The following is a 14771-nucleotide window of genomic DNA, read 5'->3' as shown; positions in this document are numbered from 1 at the left end:
GAAAGCCGTCCGGAAGACAGGTATCCCAGGATTTCGGACACGGAGTCCGAACGGTTCCGGTCCGCGGTGGAGGCGGCGGGGGAGGGTTGCCGAGGCAGCATCCCGCTGCCAGGCCCTCGGCCTCCCGCCGACTTCCAGGAGTCCCGTCATGACCGAAACCTCGCCCGAGCCGTCCGCGGACCTGCCCGTGCCGTCCGCAGACCTGCCCGTGCCGTCCGCGGGCCCGTCCGAGCCGTCCGCGGACCCGGTGAAGACCATCGCCTTCGTGCTGTACCCGGGGCTCACCGCACTGGACGTCGTCGGCCCGATGCAGGTCTTCGCCGCGCTGGGCGATCTCGTCCCCGGCTACCGCACGATCGCGGTCGGCGAGCGGATCGAGCCGGTGCCGAGCGACACCCCGCTGTCCCTGCTGCCCAGTCACACCTTCGAGGACATGGAGGACATAGCGGATCTCCACGCCGTGATCGTGCCCGGCGGCCTCGTCCCCACCCTGGCCGCGATGGCCGACGAGAGCCTGCTGCGCAAGCTGCGCCGGACCGCGGCACGCTGCCAGGTCGTCGGCTCGGTGTGCACCGGCTCGCTGCTGCTCGCGGCGGCAGGCCTCCTGGAGGGCCGCCGGGCCACCACGCACTGGATGTACCGCGACCTGCTTCCCCGCTTCGGGGCGACGCCTGTCACCCAGCGCTGGGTCGAGGACGGACACGTCATCACCGCCGCCGGGGTCTCGGCCGGCATCGACATGGCACTGCACCTGGTCGGCCGCCTCGCCGGCCTCGACGTCGCGCGCACGGTGCAGCTGTTCATCGAGTACGACCCCGAACCGCCCTTCGGCCCCATCGACTGGACCGCTGCCGACAGCGGCCAGTACACGCCCTTCGCCCGCCGGCTGCTCCACGACGCCCTCGCCGACCACCCCGCCCTCCTGGCACACCTGAGCACCTGAGCACCTGAGCACGGCGGAGCCGGCCGGGCTGCTCGTGCCGGAGTACGGCGAGTCGGAGCCCGCGGTGCTCGACGCGCCGATCGCATCCGCCTCTGGCAGGCTGACGGGGTGGTGCCGAGCGGCGCCGTCGCGCGCGAGGAGGTCCGTACGGATGTCTGAGCCGAAACCGGGGCGGAAGCCGGGTGCGGCCGACCGCAGGGCCCACACGGCGGCGTTCCGGGCGGAGGAAGCCCGCCGGGAACGGCGCCGGCGGCTACTGGCTCGCGGCGCGATCGGCCTGGTCGCCGTGGCGGTGGTCGGGGGAATCGCCGCCGTGATCGCGACGAACCAGGGCTCGACCGGTTCCTCCCACGGGATCCCGGCACAGCCGCGGACCACGGCTGTGGGCCGCACCACACTGCCGCCGTGGGACGCGCCGAGTGACGTCGCGGCCGCCGTGGCGGCGGCCGGGCTGCCGATGCTCGGCGCGGAGGGCACGGCGCTGCACATCCACACCCATCTGGACGTCCTGGCGGACGGCAGGCCCGTCGAGGTGCCGGCGCTGATCGGCGTCGACGAGAGCGCGCAGCGGATCAGCCCGCTGCACAGCCACGACACCAGCGGTGTCATCCACGTCGAGTCGCCGGTTCGCGCGGACTTCAGCCTCGGGCAGTTCCTCACCGAATGGCAGGTCTCCGCCTCCGCCGACCACCTCGGCGGCCTGAAGACCGACGGGACCCACACGTTGAAGGCCTACGTCAACGGCAAGGAGGTCGACGGCGACCCGGCCGCGATCCTGCTGCACGACCACGACGAGGTCGCCTTGGTCTACGGGACGGCCGCCGAGAACGCCGCAGTCCCGGTCCCGAGCAGCTACACCTGGCCGAGCGGGCTGTAGATCGGTCCGGCCGCGCGGCTGCGAGTGGGGGCAGTAGCGGTATCGCCGCATCGATGCCGTCACCCGGCCGGAGCTCCACGGCCCTCGCCGTGGAGCTCCACATCGGCCTGCCCGGTGCAGACACCTGCGTGTCCGGACAGCGACACCCCACCGGCCATTCGGGCCGAAACGTCCGCCGGGCCCGGGTGCCCCGGCTCTGGGGCACGCGCACACCCGAAGCGGCCCAGCCCGTCCCGCCGAGGCCCGGCCGCTCCGGTGCGCACCAGCGCGGTCAGCCGCCGCTCTTGCGGCGGAAGTTGCGCTTGCCTCCCGCCGCGGCGTGCGCGCCGTGGATCTTCGATTCGCTGTTCGGACCGCCGGCCGTGCTCCCGCCCTTGGCGCCGTGCTTGCGCTCCAGCGCGGCGAGGAATTGGGCCTTGACGTCGTCCTGGGCGGCGGCCGCGGGGACCTCGGCGGCCTGGTCGGCCTCCGACCTCTCGGGGTTCTCGGGGTTCTCGGGGTTCTCGGATGACGCTACGCCGCTGCTCATGCAGGACCTCCTGGTGGGGTGGTGTCGGGTTGATGCCTTCACGGGACACCATGTCATGCCCCGAAACCGGCCCGGCCTACCAGGCCACCCCGAGGGCCTCCAGCTGCCCGACCTGCTCGGCGGTGAGCTTGTCCCGGCGGGCGTATCGGTGTCCGCGTCGGCTGCCGCTCTGCCGCGCTCTGCCGTGGCTGATCGCGGTAGCCGGGCGAGAGCTGTCCGGTAGCTGGGCCCGCGCCGGCGACCCGTCGGTAGGTCCGGCCGTATAGTCCAGGGTCCGACGATCACTTGTATGCCACTTTTGGGGCTCCCTTGAACAGCACTTCCATCAAGCGTCGCGGCGCGTTCCTGTTCGCGACCGTCGCCCTTGTCACCGTCGGCGCCCTGGGCGGCACCGCCCAGGCAGTGCCCAACTCCGGCTCCCTTTGGGTCGGCTACGGCAAGAGCAACACCTACGCAAGCGTCAAGTGCGTCCAGCAGATATCCAACGACCTGCACTACCAGACCGGTTACCACACGGTCGACGTGGACGGCTCGTTCGGCCCCGACACCTACGGGGCTATCGTGGCCATCCAGAAGTGGGCGAGCCTGCAGCAGGACGGTGTCGTCGGCCCGAGGACCGGCGACGTCATGGTCGAGGCCACCAAGGACTACTACGGCTGTTACCCCTACCTGCCCACCCTCAAGTGACACCCGACGCTCAACTCCGGTAGGCATCGGGGTTGGCGGGTCCCGCCAGGAGACACTGCTGGGAATGGGGTCCGAGCGTGACGGCGGTCCTTGTCGTCCGGTTGTGGAAGGCAAGGACCACCGTTCATGTTCGGGGAGGCTTCGTGTCGGTTCGGCAGGGGGCTGGGGGCGCCGTCTGGCGGGCGCGGTCGAAGCATGTGATCGAAACCGACTACGGCACGCTGACCTGGGACGTGGACCGAGTCCGGGCCGCGGCGAAGGCTGTCGAACAGCGTGGCGACCACCTGCACACCGTCGTTGCCGTCGACGCCCATGGGCGCTATCCAGACCCCGGCGGCCTCCTGACTTACACCGCCGACAGCAACACGCACATGACACCGTCCGCGGCTTCCGGTAGCGGGCCGCTCAATGCGTGAAGCGGGCCGTGGCACCCCGGCGGCCCGCTGTCGGTGCCGGCCGTCATGATCAGCCACATGACCGAGATCGACACGTCCGCAGCCCGCACCCCTCGCACGTGGGACGGATTCGCCGCATCCGCGGCCCTGCAAGGGCTGGTCGGTGCCTTGGGTATGTGGGACAAGGACTCCTTCGCCGGCATCAGGCGCGTCAGCCGCTACATCGAAGGCACGTGGGAACCCGGGCCGGGCGAACGCGGTGTCCGGCTCCCCGCGGCGGGCAGCTGGACGGACCTCATCGGACGCACAGGCGCGCTCGCCCTGCGCGCCGCCGCGCCCGCGACCCGGCCCGAGCGCCGCGAGCTCCTGCTCGACTTCCTGGAGATGTGGGCCCGGACGACGTTCGCCGACCCCGCCTACCGCTTCCGCGTGGGCCGGCTCGCCGGAACGACCTCCTTCACCGTCCGCGACCACCACGGCGCCTCCTTCGGCACCCACCTGCCCGCCGCGCGCAGGACCCATTACTGCGAGGCCGTCCTGCCCGGCGGCCACGCCGCCCCCCGCCCCGAGGAACCCCTCTACGTCGAGGACTGCCCCCGGGGCTGGGGCACCCCCGGGCAGCTGCTGCGCCTGACGGAGCTCGTTCGAGAGCGCGGCCCGTTCGCCTGGGATGTGGACGCGGTCCTCGCCTTGAGCGAGGCGACCGGCCTGAGCCGCCCCGCCGCCGCCCTCGTCCTGGCCGGCAACCCTGGCGCGGGCGGCTACCGTGTGCCCTTCCTCGACGAGCACGAGCTCGCCACCTACGGCTTCAAGGCCCGCGAACTCGAATCGGCGCGCGCCGAGTTGTCGATGCTGCACGACGACGAGCGGCTCGCCCTGCTCGCCGACGTGATGCCCGCAGACCCCGCTGACCTGTGGGAGCCGGGCGGCCTCGCCCGCGTCGCGCAGCGCACCGCCGGGGCCTGGGCGCAGCAGCACGGCGCCCGCCGGCACGCGCCGTGGAGCACCTGGCAGGCCGCGGTCGCTCTGGAAACCCGGATGCCGGCCGCCCACCTGTGCCACCTGCTCCTCGACCCGGCGAACGCCACCCTGCCGCCCGGCTTCTACCTGCGCATCTGGCCCTGCCCGCCCGAACACCGCCACCTGCGCACCGCATGGGACGTCATGGGCGACTACGACGCCGAGACCGTCGCGGAGGCCGTCTTCACCGGCCTCCCCTGGGCATACGCGGACCTCCCCGCCGGCGACCCCGTACGGGCCGGCGCACCGGAGGCCGTCCGCCACCTGCGCAAGGCACTGGCGCGGGGCGACTCCCCGGCCCGGGTCCTTCACTCGGCGCTGAGCCGCGGCAACCGGGGGAGCCGACGCTGGGACTGGCTGACCGGCGGCACCTGCGACCGCGTCATGGCCCGCATCACCGCCGACGACCTGCCCGCGGGCCGCTACGAATCCGACCCCCGCGCCTGCACCCCCGACCTGGTCGCCGACGTCGCCACCACCCTCGACCTGTCCGAGGACACCGCCACCCTCTACCTCCAACTCCTGGCCCTGCCCGTGCCGTCGGACCGCAACGTGCGGCGCTGGAACGCCTGGACACCGGCCCGCCACAAGTCGGCCGCCGCGGAGCTGGTGACACGCGGCCTGGTGGTGGAAGACCGCCGGCCCCGCGCCGGGCGCTCGCTGTTCCTGCCCGGCCTGTGGGCACACGCCAGGAAGCCGCTGCCACCGATGGAGGCCCGGAAAGCACCCATGGTCGGCGCCCGGCTGAGCGCCGACCAAAGCGAGGTGACGGCCTTCGAGCTGCTCCCGGGCACGCTTCCCGAGCTGTTCAGCGAGGCCTGGCGGCTGGTCCGAGAGGAGGGAGGGCCGAGGATTTGACGCTGCCGCACACAACGGACGGCCCGCCCCGGTCCCGGACGCGGACGGGCTCGTCGGGACGCGAACGGGACCGGTCTTCCCACGGCTCGCAGCGCTTCGATGGGACCGTGTAGCTGACCCATGGTCCGCAAACCGGTCTGCCTCGCGGGTCCCCGGAAAGAAGTGGTCTCCTCGGGCGGGCGGAAGGTAGTTTGGCCCTGGCTCGCTGGCCGCCCGGGTGCCTGCTCCCCGCGTCGACTGAAGAGGCGCCCTCGCCCTAAGGCTCCGTCCACCCGCGTGCCCGCCCGTCCCGGCCGGGTGTCGTCAGCTCGCTGGTTCGGGTTGCTCGGGCCGCGCGTCGTAGACGGCGCGGGCGGTGTGGATCAGAGCGACGTGGTCGACGGCCCAGTCCGCGACGGCGGTGGTCAGCCGGCCGGCGGCCTGGCCCAGGTCGGTGAGTGAGTACTCGACGCGTGGGGGGCACCGTGGGGTAGACGGTGCGGGTGACCAGGCCGTCGCGTTCCAGGGAGCGCAGGGTCTGGGTGAGCATCTTCTGCGTCACGCCGTCGAGCAGACGGCGCTGTTGGCCGAAGCGCAGTGGAGTCCCTCGCCCACCTCGTGGACCGGGACCTGCTGCGGGTCCGTCTGGAACGCACCCTGCCCCTCGAGCGCGCCGCCGAGGCCCACGCCGCCAGCGAGTCGGGCCGTACCCGCGGCAAGATCGTCCTCAGCGTCACCGCCGACACGTGCGTCGACCCGGGGGCGTGAGCTCCTGGGTCCGATCCGCGAACTCCCTGGTGAGTGACACCGTTCGGGACGCTGTTCGAGGTCAGAGGGCCGGCAGGATGCGCAGTGGGCTCATGGTGCCTGCTCGCGCCATTGCGCGACGCTGCCCTCGACCTCGGCGATGCTGGGGTGGCGCACGGCATCCAGCCCGTCATCGGCGAGAAGGTCGGCGATCAGGGCCGGAGGGCCGAACACCTCGGTCGCGCTCAGGTCCCAGTCGGTCAGGACGAACCAGGAGCCCTCCACGGGCCACCAGTGCGCGGGAAACTGGGTGTGGACGGTTCGGTCGGGCCACGCGCAGGCATCGTGGTGAGCAAGCGCCTCCTCCAGCCGGCCCCGGCGGGCCGGGATGGGGCGGCCCGCGTCCTCGATCCCCGCCTGGGCCCAGTAGCACTCCGTGCGCAGCCCATCAGGGCTGTGCCGGGCGAGGACCTCGACCAGGCGGGCCAGGCTGCCGCGGTCAATCTCGCCCAGGTCCGGGCCCTCTACGTCTTCGGGCAGGTCCAGCCCCTCGAAGACCCGGAACGAGGGGGTGTACTGCCAGTCCTCCAGTCGCTTGCCGGCGTGCGCCAGCACGTCGTCCCACCGGACCCGTTCCCCTCGCACCGTGACGGTGTGCAGAACCCAGCAGCGATCCGGGAACCCCTCCTGGGGCTCGTAGCCCACAATGGCCTCGCCACGTTCCAGAAGTGGTCGGACACCACCCAGCGAATCGTCATCAGGCACAAGCTCCACCGCGAAACCCCTCGACACTGCGATCATGTGTGTGACGTTCTGTGATCAGGCGAGGTTAAACGCTCACGGTGCGGAAGTCCCGCTCGTCGGGGATCTGCGCGGCGCAGCAGCGCTTTCGGTCCTTGGTCCGGGACTTGGACAGGGGTTGGTGGGTTGTGGGTTGTGGGTCGACGGGTGCGGGGTCAGGGTCGGGTTCGTGTGCTGGCGTCGTGCTGTTGGTAGAGGGTGACGAGCAGGCCGTGCACGGGTTCGCCGGGGTCTTCCTCCACTTCGTCGACCAGGCGGGTCAGCGCCTGGGCCAGCTGTGCGGCCTTGGCGGGGCTGAGTCGGAGGTGGCGCAGGGTCAGGGTGTGTTCGAGGGGGGAGCGGTCCGTCTCGGCGGCGACCGCGCCGAGCATCGCGGCTGTGCCTTCGGCCTGTGGCTCGTCGACGAGGAGGCGTTGTGCGGTTCGCCGGTAGTATTTCTCGGTGCCGCCACGGACCTGCCGAGTCCCGGCGTCCTGGACCAGTCCGGCTTCGCACAGCACTCGCAGGTGGTGGGAGACACTGCCCTTGTTCACGCCCAGTTGCGCGGCGAGTCGGCTGATCGTGGAGGGCTGCCCGCTCAGGGCGAAGAGCAGGCGTTGGCGTACGGGGTGGGCGAGCGCGGCGTGCTGCTGGGGTGTGCTGATCTGCTGGACGTCTTCGTCTGGTTGATGGCTCACCGAATCAAGTGTTAAGTGCGGTTGACGCTTTGACAAGTCGCTGGTCTACTCCCTGCCATGACCACCACCACCTCGTCACCCGCGCTGGACAACGCCACCGCCGCTGACACCACTGCCCCCGTTACCGACACCGTCACGGCCGCCGGCCTCACCGCCGTCCCGGTCCCGGACGCTGCCGGCGTCGTCGAGTCGATCGCCGACCTGGTCGCCGGGAACTACGTCTTCCCCGATGTCGCCCGGCAGTTGGCGGCCCTGCTGCGAAGCCGGTGTGCGGAGGGAGCCTACCGGGCCGCGACCGCGGAGGAGTTGGCCGAAGGGGTCACCGCCGACCTGCGGTCCGTCAACGGTGACCAGCACCTGGCTCTGAAGTTCCATGCCGAGCCCGTACCGTCGGAGCGGGGCGCGGCCGTACTCGCCGAGATGCGGCGGCAGTTCGACGAGGGCCTGGGGGGTGTTCCGCGGGTGGAGCTCCTCGATTCCGGAGTCGCGGTCCTGGAGATCGCACCCGCGATGTTCCCCCTGGACTGGGCGGCCGAGCCGCTGGCCGCGGCGCTCTCCCTGGTGGCCCCGGCCCGCGCGCTGATCCTGGACCTGCGCCGCAACGTCGGTGGCGACCCGGACACGGTCGCCTTCGTCTGCGGCTACCTGCTCGACGGCCGCACCCACCTGAACACCATCGTCTCGCGGCAGGGGGAGAAGACCGAGCAGTCCTGGACGCCCCCGTTCGTCCCGGGCGCCCGCTACGGCGCCACCAAGCCGCTCTACGTGCTCACGAGTGCGAAGACCTTCTCCGCGGGTGAGGAACTCGCCTACGACCTGCAGCAACTCGGGCGCGCCGAGGTCGTCGGGGAGAGCACCCGCGGCGGTGCGCACCCGCGCGAGGGCTGGACGGTGCACCCGCACCTGGAACTCTCCGTCCCCGTCGCCCGCGCGCTCAACCCCGTCTCGGGCACCAACTGGGAGGGCACCGGCGTCCAGCCCGACGTGCCGTGCCGAGCCGAAACCGCACTCGAGCGCGCGTTGGAACTGGCCGTGACGCGCCTGGCGCAGAACGGCTCCTGACACAGCCCCGCCACCCCGGACACCGCCACCGGCCGCCACTACCGGACCGGTGGCGAGGCGGCCCGGGTTTTCCGGTCCGGCGTGCGGCTGCGCGGGCGGGCCGGGGCCCGCATCGACGGGAGGCTGACCGGCGGGTGGAGTGTGCTCCTGACACGCTCCACCGGCGGGCCGGGGCTGTCGCCGGCCGGCCCGCCCCATACGCCCCGTCCGTCCCGCGGTCCTGTCCCGGCGGCGGTGGTCCCGTACAGCCTGGCCCCGCCGACGCCGACGCCGACGCCGACGCCGGCACAGGCACCGGTCCGGTAGCGGTCGTGTCGGTCATGGTCGGTTGCGGGGTCAGTGGGGTCAGTGGGGTTGAGGGGTGGCCAGGAGGTCGGTGGCGCGGGGCGTTTGGCGGTAGAGGACGTGTTGTCCGGTGCGGGTGCGGGTGACCAGTGCGGTGCGGTGCAGGATGCCGAGGTGGTAGGAGACGGTGCTGGTGGCGAGGAAGTGCCGTTCGCTGAGTTCCGCGGTGGTGCGGGGGGTGTGCAGGTCGGACAGCAGTCGTGTGCGGGTCGCTCCGAGGAGGGCGTGGACGGCCGGTCCGGGGCGGGTGGCCGGTCCGGGGCGGCAGGGGTAGGCGAGCATGGGCTGGCGTGTGGCGGGTGCGGGTATCGAGTCGATGACCACGCGTAGGTCCGTCGTGAACACGGAGGGGGTCAGGACCAGGCCGGTGGCGGCGCTGGTCCGGGCGTGGAAGCGGCTGGTCAGACTCAGGTGGTCGTCGTTCCAGAGCATCCCGGGGTGCAGGGTGGCGAGCATGCCGGACAGGCCGTGGCGGGCGGTGGTCTGCGCCCGGTGGGTGATGTCCTCTTCCATACGGGTACGCAGGGCCGTCCAGTGCGGGGCGAGGGCGCGTTCCCACAGCCGGTGCAGTTCCGCCGCCATCCGTTCGGCGAAGTCGTGCTCGCCCCGTTCCAGGGCGTCGCGCAGGGCCACGGGAGTGGCCCGGCCCGCCAGGTGCTCCTCGCTGACCCCTTGGGCCATGACCTGCAGCTCCCAGCGCAGCCGGGCGGGATCCGTGGTGGCGACGGTGTGCAGTTCCTCGTGCAGTCCGGTCTCGGGGGCGTGCGGCTGGGGTGTCAGGAAGTCCGGTACGTAGTCCCACGAGCCGCTGAACAGCGAGCCCAGCAGGACGAGCTTGCGGTCATGGACGGTCTCCTGGATTCTGCCCCGCCAACCGTCGCCGCCCGGGCGCTTGTTGTCGCGCAGGAGGCGCAGCGCGCCGATCCCGGTGCTGAGCGGCGAGATCGCGAACCGGGTGTTCGCGAGTACGGTGCGGTCCATGTCGAGGTGGAGCACGACACCCCCCGGAGGTCGGCTGCCGGCCGCCCGTGCGGTCGGCGTCATGAGTGTTCGAACCTGATCGAATCACTCGAGGGGCGGTCCCGTCAGCCGGTTGCCTTGAGTCAGGAACACACCGAACACCAGGAGACACTGATGATCAGGAAGCGCACCGCTGTCCGCCTCGGCGCTGTCGTCGTCGCCGCCACCGCCGGCTTGGGCCTCAGCGCCGCGACGGCGTCGGCCAGTACCACCTACACGGCCAACGTCCCCGGTTGCGCCGGGGGCATGGTGGTCACGTTCGCCGACGGGCACGACCACGTGCAGGGCTACGCGACCTCCACCACCGGCGACGGCTGCAGCGTGGTGCTCACGCAGTCGAACGGCGGGCGCTCGAGCAACTGGACCAGCATCCCTCACGACACGGCCTGGACTGCGAAGCTCCTGGACGCCGGAATCACCTCGTACGTCGTCGTGTGCAACCTGGACTCCCGCCGGTGCGCCACCAGCGCCTCGTACTGACAGGCCTCGCCGGTTCCGTCCTGGCCCCGCCTCGGGGGACCGGACCATGACGGGACCGGCGGCACGTCCCGGAGCCGAACCGCCCCGGGTACCGCCGCCGAGCCCGGGAGGAGGACGCCGCCCGCGTCCTGACCGACGGCCCCGGCCGACGAGGCCGGACGCCCGGGCAGGCGCGGGTCGGCGGGTGGTTCAGGACCGGCGGCGCAGGCGGCGGGCGAGGAGGACCGCGCCGGTGCCGAAGGCGGCGAGTGCCGCGGCGGTGGCGGCCGTGATGCCGTCGGACTGGGCGCCGGTGGCGGCGAGTTCACCCGTGACGGGGGCGGCCGGGGCGGGGACGGGCGCCGACGCCTCGGCGGCGGGCGCCGTGTCGGTGGCCGGCTTGGTGTCGGTGGCAGGCTTCGCCTGAGTGCCGGGCTTGGTGCCGGTGCCGGGCTCGGCGCCGGTGGACTTGTCGGCGCTCTTGTCGGCGCTCGTGCCGGTGCTCTTCTCGGTGTTCTTGTCGGTGTTCTTCTCGGGGGCGACGACGTTGACGGTGGCGCCCTGGCCGCAGTTGGTGGTCCCGCGGAACGGGGCTCCTTCGTTGACGAAGACGCACGGGCTGATCTGGGTCGCGCCCGGCGGCGTGGCCGCGTCGTAGGAGACCCGCACCCGGGTCACCGTGGTCTTCCTCGCCGCGATGGAGGAGTCGCGGCCCTGGAGGTAGACGCCGGGCTTGTCGTCCGGGATCTGGTCGGAGACCTTCTGCAGGGTGGTCCACGAGCCGTCGGCCTTGCGGACCTGGACGGTGGCGTGAGGGTCGACGAAGAGCACGTTGCCGAGGTTGACGTACGCGGAGGGGGTGGGGTTGGCCAGTACCGCGTCGAACTCGATCGGCTCCCCGCCGGCGACCGCCGTGGCCGGCACGTGGGCGAGTGAGCTGCCGATGGAGTCGACCTTGATCGTCTTGACCTCATCGGCCAGGTTCTCCCCCGATCCCGGCACGGTCAGGCGGGAGTCCAGGGTGATGGAGCGGAAGCCGCCATTGGTCGCGCCGTCGTGCGGCAGGCCCATCGGGGCGCCGATGCGCAGGTCCAGCTTCACGGTCTTGCCGGCTGCGACCGTGATGGCGCCGGTCGCGCCGTCGTAGGTGGCCTCGTAGAGCCCGGCGTGGAAGCCCAGCGGGACGGACTTCCACGCGCCGTCCGCCGGGTCCTTGTAGTCGATCGTGATCGCGTGCGGCGGTGTGCCGGCCTCGGTGGTGGTCTGCAGGAGGAGCGCGAAGGCGGTGTCCTCGGTGCCGGTGTTGGCGAGGGTCTCGGTGAATGCGACCGGCTGCCCGGCGAAGCCGACCGCCGCCGGCGCCTGGACGGTCAGTGTCCCCTTGTGCGTGTCGTGCGGCGCACCCACGGCGAAGGCCGCCTGCGCCGGCAGCGCGAGCGTGCCGCCGAGCGCGGCGACACCGAGCGCGGCCGCGACGGAGACGGCGTGGCGGGAGCGGGAGCGGCGGATACGGGTGGTGGACATGGTTCCCCCTGGAAGCAACTTTGTTGTGGGCATGACGAACATGGGGTTCGGCTACGCCGGAAGCGGATGAACGATCGAGTGGAAGATCGAGCGGCCGGGGCGGGCCCGTGACCCTGCCGGACCACGGACGCAGAGATCGCCCCCGCCTGCGGAAGGTGGCTCCCTTCCGCGCCTCTCACTTGTACAGACGTGCGGCACCCGCCCGGGTTGCAGGCGGGTTCGAAGAATTTTTCCCGGTGGACCCGCCGGCCACCGTCTCGGCCGCCCGGACCTCTCCGCACGGGCTCACCGCCTTGCTGATCCCGACGTCAGGAGCCGAGCGTCCGGACCGGACGTCGCGACGCTGTCGGCTCACTGATCCGCGGTGTTCAGCCGACGGGCCTGATCGTCGCGTGGGGCCCTACCGCCGGTTCGAGCAGCGACAGTGTCCGCTGCTGCGCGTCGAGGCGGACGCGGATGCCGACCGGCATCGGCAGGTTCGGGCCGGCGTGCCCGAACTCGACGTTGCCCAGGACCGGGATGTCCCGGTTGCCGAGGGCGTCGAGGACGATCTCGGGCAGGGTCGGGGACGCGCCGGGCTCGAGTCCGCTGATCTCGCGCGGAACGCCCACGACCATGCCGGAGATCCGGTCGAGGATGCCGCCGTGCCGCAGCACCTGCAGGTAGCTCCACACGTGCGATGCCAGGCCGCCCATCTCCTCCCAGAACAGCACCGCACCGTCGAACCGTTCGAGGGGCAGCGCGAAACGCGTCGCCTGCGCCAGCACGATGCGATTGATCACCCCGCCGATCAGCCGGCCCTCGGCACGGCCAGGACGCCAGCACTCCCACGACGCACTCGCAGGCAGCGCACCGATCGCCTCGGTACCGGTCAGCAGCCTGGAGTACAGCCTCTCGAGTTCCGCCCGGCGCGCCACGGGCGCGCGCTGCCAGTGTCCGCCGAAGCCGGGGACGGCCATGTCGGCGTGGAACCCGACCAGACCGGTGCACGCATAGAGCGCCAGATGCAGCAGCGAGATGTCGCTGTAGCCGAGGATCGGCTTGGGGTCGGCCCTGACCGCCTCGACATCGATCAGGTCGAGGTAGCCGAGCGCCGTCTGACCGCCGTCACCCGCGACGATCGCACGCACCTCAGGATCACGGAGAAGGCCGTTGAACTCCCCGGCGATCTCGGCCGGCGTTGCCGCGCTCCACCAGTGGTGCCGTCCTGCTTGGAGCAGCGGAGCCCGACGCACGCGGAACCCCATCCGCTCGAGCACGACCACCGCCTGCTCGACGTTGGGCTCATGAGCGGCCGGCAGCGGACCGGACAGCGCGGCGATGACAACGAGATCTCCGGGCCTCAGGGCACGCGGTCGAAGCAGTTGCGGCAGTGCGGAACCAGTCATGGCGCCAGTGTCGCCGGTGCCACCGGCAGGGTCACCCGACTTTCGCCGCTCGTCGGCCCCAGAGCCGGGGCAGGGGCCCGCGGCTGTCCGATTGGCCCACGGAACCGGGTGCCCGATTGGATACCCCGCGGGGGCATCGTGCTGGCTAGTGTCGAGGCACGCGCTGCGCCGCCAGGCGCATGCCAAACGGGAGGGAAACAACCATGCGCAAGATCGTCATCGGGCTGGCCGCCACCGGCCTGCTCCTCGCCGGCACCGTCGCCACCGCCGGCACCGCCAACGCCGCGGGGTCTCGCTGCGGTGAGTGGAGCACCAGCGAGCCGCTGCTGAAGGTCGGTGCCACCGGCGATGCCGTACGGGAGCTTCAGTGCGAGCTGAACTACTCGATCAACCCCGACAAGCACGCCAAGATCACCGTCGACGGGGTGTTCGGCCAGGACACCCTCAACTCCGTCTACTTCTTCCAGAAGTGCATGGGATACCTCCAGGTGGACGGCCAGGTCGGCTCGCAGACCTGGGGGGCGCTGGACTGGTGGAGCTCTGTGAACGCCTACCCCAACTGCTGAGGTAGCCGGTAGGGACAGCGTCAGGGGCAGGGCATCCGCTGATGCCCTGCCCCCGACGCCGTTGGGGTCGGTGTCGGCCCTCGACGGGAAGTGAGCCCGCGCGGGCGGCGGCGACGAAGGCCCGCCAGGAGGCGGCGGTGTTCGGTTTCGCAGACCGCTGCACGACGGGCGACGCCAGCGGAAACGGATACCCTCCGGCGAGAACGGGTGGCTGCCGGGAGTGGACGTGAACATCGAGGGGATGCTGGACCGGCTCGGTGCGGTGATCGGGCCGCCGCCTGTGGGCGGGGTGGTCCCGGTCCCGTGGGAGCTGGGGCCCGAGACGCTCGGTTTCCAACTACCTGCGGACTACCGGGCGTTCGCCGACCGGTACGGGATGGTCAGCATCAGCGACGAGCTGCACCTCTACACACCATCGGCAGCGCCCAGTCCCGAGACCGGGCAGCCGCTCGGCTTCGAGGGATTCCTGTACAACGAGATCGCGCTCGCCGTCGCGGGTTCGGGCACCGTGGGTCAGTCCGTTGCGGATCAACCGTTCGGCCGCGAGGCGAGCGAACTGGCCGGCCCAGGCGTGGTGCTCCCGTAGGTGGCCTTCGGCCAGCACCACCTCCCGGGCGCGGCTGCGGCCGACCCGGCTGAGCCGGCTCGCTTCGGTCGCCGGCCGGTCACGCAGCGCGGCCGGGTGGAGCTCGGCCTCCCTCGCCCGGCCTGGTGCTCGTGCGTGGCGGTGCCCGCCGTCCGCTGCCGGACGCGGGTTTGTCCGGCTGCTGGGGAACCCCCGTCCGCGTGGCGCGTGGACCCCCTGGGAGCCGCCGATTAATTACTTGGCGTTCTTGGTGTGGGTTCGCCCGACGAGGTCGGCGAGGTCTGCCGCGGTGGGTGCGGTGATCGGTG

Annotated in this window: 17 protein-coding genes; 10 read left to right on the top strand and 7 right to left on the bottom strand. The window is 72.0% G+C overall.

What is annotated here, in order from left to right:
- Window positions 1–148: 148 nt before the first annotated feature.
- Complete coding sequence (locus ACZ51D_RS35100) at window positions 149–943, top strand: DJ-1/PfpI family protein (RefSeq protein ID WP_465664576.1); 795 nt, start codon at window positions 149–151, stop codon at window positions 941–943.
- Window positions 944–1094: 151 nt separating this feature from the next.
- A complete protein-coding gene (locus tag ACZ51D_RS35095) occupies window positions 1095–1820 on the top strand; it encodes a hypothetical protein (RefSeq protein WP_465623883.1) in 726 nt (241 codons plus the stop codon).
- Between the two features lie 271 nt (window positions 1821–2091).
- Here ACZ51D_RS35095 and ACZ51D_RS35090 read toward each other — a convergent pair whose 3' ends face one another.
- Window positions 2092–2349, bottom strand: coding sequence for a DUF5302 domain-containing protein (locus tag ACZ51D_RS35090; protein ID WP_465664575.1), 258 nt, complete (start codon window positions 2347–2349; stop codon window positions 2092–2094).
- Between the two features lie 309 nt (window positions 2350–2658).
- Between ACZ51D_RS35090 and ACZ51D_RS35085 the strand changes: the two genes are divergently transcribed.
- The 3 genes from ACZ51D_RS35085 (at window position 2659) to ACZ51D_RS35075 (ending at window position 5309) form a co-directional block, all read left to right on the top strand.
- Window positions 2659–3036: a peptidoglycan-binding domain-containing protein gene (locus tag ACZ51D_RS35085; protein WP_360502636.1), complete on the top strand. Its 378-nt coding sequence runs from the start codon at window positions 2659–2661 to the stop codon at window positions 3034–3036.
- Window positions 3037–3233: 197 nt separating this feature from the next.
- The gene (locus ACZ51D_RS35080) at window positions 3234–3452 is read left to right on the top strand and encodes a hypothetical protein (RefSeq protein ID WP_465623879.1); all 219 of its coding nucleotides are present in this window, start codon (window positions 3234–3236) and stop codon (window positions 3450–3452) included.
- A 57-nt stretch (window positions 3453–3509) separates the two neighbouring features.
- Window positions 3510–5309, top strand: a complete 1800-nt coding sequence (locus ACZ51D_RS35075) for a hypothetical protein (protein ID WP_465664574.1) — start codon at window positions 3510–3512, stop codon at window positions 5307–5309.
- A gap of 256 nt (window positions 5310–5565) precedes the next feature.
- Here ACZ51D_RS35075 and ACZ51D_RS35070 read toward each other — a convergent pair whose 3' ends face one another.
- A complete protein-coding gene (locus tag ACZ51D_RS35070) occupies window positions 5566–5838 on the bottom strand; it encodes a winged helix-turn-helix transcriptional regulator (protein ID WP_465664624.1) in 273 nt (90 codons plus the stop codon).
- A 47-nt stretch (window positions 5839–5885) separates the two neighbouring features.
- On the opposite strand from ACZ51D_RS35070, the gene ACZ51D_RS35065 reads away from it, so the two are divergent.
- Window positions 5886–6056 (top strand): zinc-binding dehydrogenase, encoded by a 171-nt coding sequence (locus tag ACZ51D_RS35065; protein ID WP_465623875.1) that lies wholly within the window; start codon window positions 5886–5888, stop codon window positions 6054–6056.
- 90 nt (window positions 6057–6146) lie between these two features.
- Here the strand turns inward: ACZ51D_RS35065 and ACZ51D_RS35060 are convergent, their stop codons facing one another.
- A complete protein-coding gene (locus ACZ51D_RS35060) occupies window positions 6147–6836 on the bottom strand; it encodes a hypothetical protein (RefSeq protein WP_465664573.1) in 690 nt (229 codons plus the stop codon).
- Window positions 6837–6991: 155 nt separating this feature from the next.
- Window positions 6992–7513 carry an ArsR/SmtB family transcription factor gene (locus ACZ51D_RS35055; RefSeq protein ID WP_465623872.1) on the bottom strand — a complete coding sequence of 174 codons (522 nt, stop codon included), beginning with the start codon at window positions 7511–7513 and terminating at the stop codon, window positions 6992–6994.
- A gap of 57 nt (window positions 7514–7570) precedes the next feature.
- Between ACZ51D_RS35055 and ACZ51D_RS35050 the strand changes: the two genes are divergently transcribed.
- Window positions 7571–8575: a S41 family peptidase gene (locus ACZ51D_RS35050; protein WP_465623870.1), complete on the top strand. Its 1005-nt coding sequence runs from the start codon at window positions 7571–7573 to the stop codon at window positions 8573–8575.
- Between the two features lie 345 nt (window positions 8576–8920).
- Here ACZ51D_RS35050 and ACZ51D_RS35045 read toward each other — a convergent pair whose 3' ends face one another.
- The gene (locus ACZ51D_RS35045; protein WP_465664572.1) at window positions 8921–9964 is read right to left on the bottom strand and encodes an ArsR/SmtB family transcription factor; all 1044 of its coding nucleotides are present in this window, start codon (window positions 9962–9964) and stop codon (window positions 8921–8923) included.
- A gap of 90 nt (window positions 9965–10054) precedes the next feature.
- Here ACZ51D_RS35045 and ACZ51D_RS35040 point away from each other — a divergent pair, with 90 nt between their 5' ends.
- On the top strand, window positions 10055–10420 hold the full coding sequence (locus tag ACZ51D_RS35040; protein WP_360502624.1) for a hypothetical protein: 366 nt from the start codon (window positions 10055–10057) through the stop codon (window positions 10418–10420).
- A gap of 189 nt (window positions 10421–10609) precedes the next feature.
- On the opposite strand, the gene ACZ51D_RS35035 is transcribed toward ACZ51D_RS35040, so the two are convergent.
- Window positions 10610–11923 (bottom strand): hypothetical protein, encoded by a 1314-nt coding sequence (locus tag ACZ51D_RS35035; RefSeq protein WP_465664571.1) that lies wholly within the window; start codon window positions 11921–11923, stop codon window positions 10610–10612.
- Window positions 11924–12291: 368 nt separating this feature from the next.
- Window positions 12292–13311 carry a S66 peptidase family protein gene (locus ACZ51D_RS35030; protein ID WP_465664570.1) on the bottom strand — a complete coding sequence of 340 codons (1020 nt, stop codon included), beginning with the start codon at window positions 13309–13311 and terminating at the stop codon, window positions 12292–12294.
- A gap of 203 nt (window positions 13312–13514) precedes the next feature.
- Between ACZ51D_RS35030 and ACZ51D_RS35025 the strand changes: the two genes are divergently transcribed.
- Window positions 13515–13877 carry a peptidoglycan-binding domain-containing protein gene (locus ACZ51D_RS35025; protein WP_465623865.1) on the top strand — a complete coding sequence of 121 codons (363 nt, stop codon included), beginning with the start codon at window positions 13515–13517 and terminating at the stop codon, window positions 13875–13877.
- A gap of 226 nt (window positions 13878–14103) precedes the next feature.
- Window positions 14104–14463 (top strand): hypothetical protein, encoded by a 360-nt coding sequence (locus tag ACZ51D_RS35020; protein WP_465664569.1) that lies wholly within the window; start codon window positions 14104–14106, stop codon window positions 14461–14463.
- The last annotated feature ends 308 nt before the right edge of the window (window positions 14464–14771 follow it).

Source organism: Kitasatospora sp. NPDC033851 (assembly GCF_055576085.1).
The sequence above is the reverse complement of the archived record's forward strand: the minus strand, read 5'-3'. Positions and strand labels throughout refer to the sequence as shown.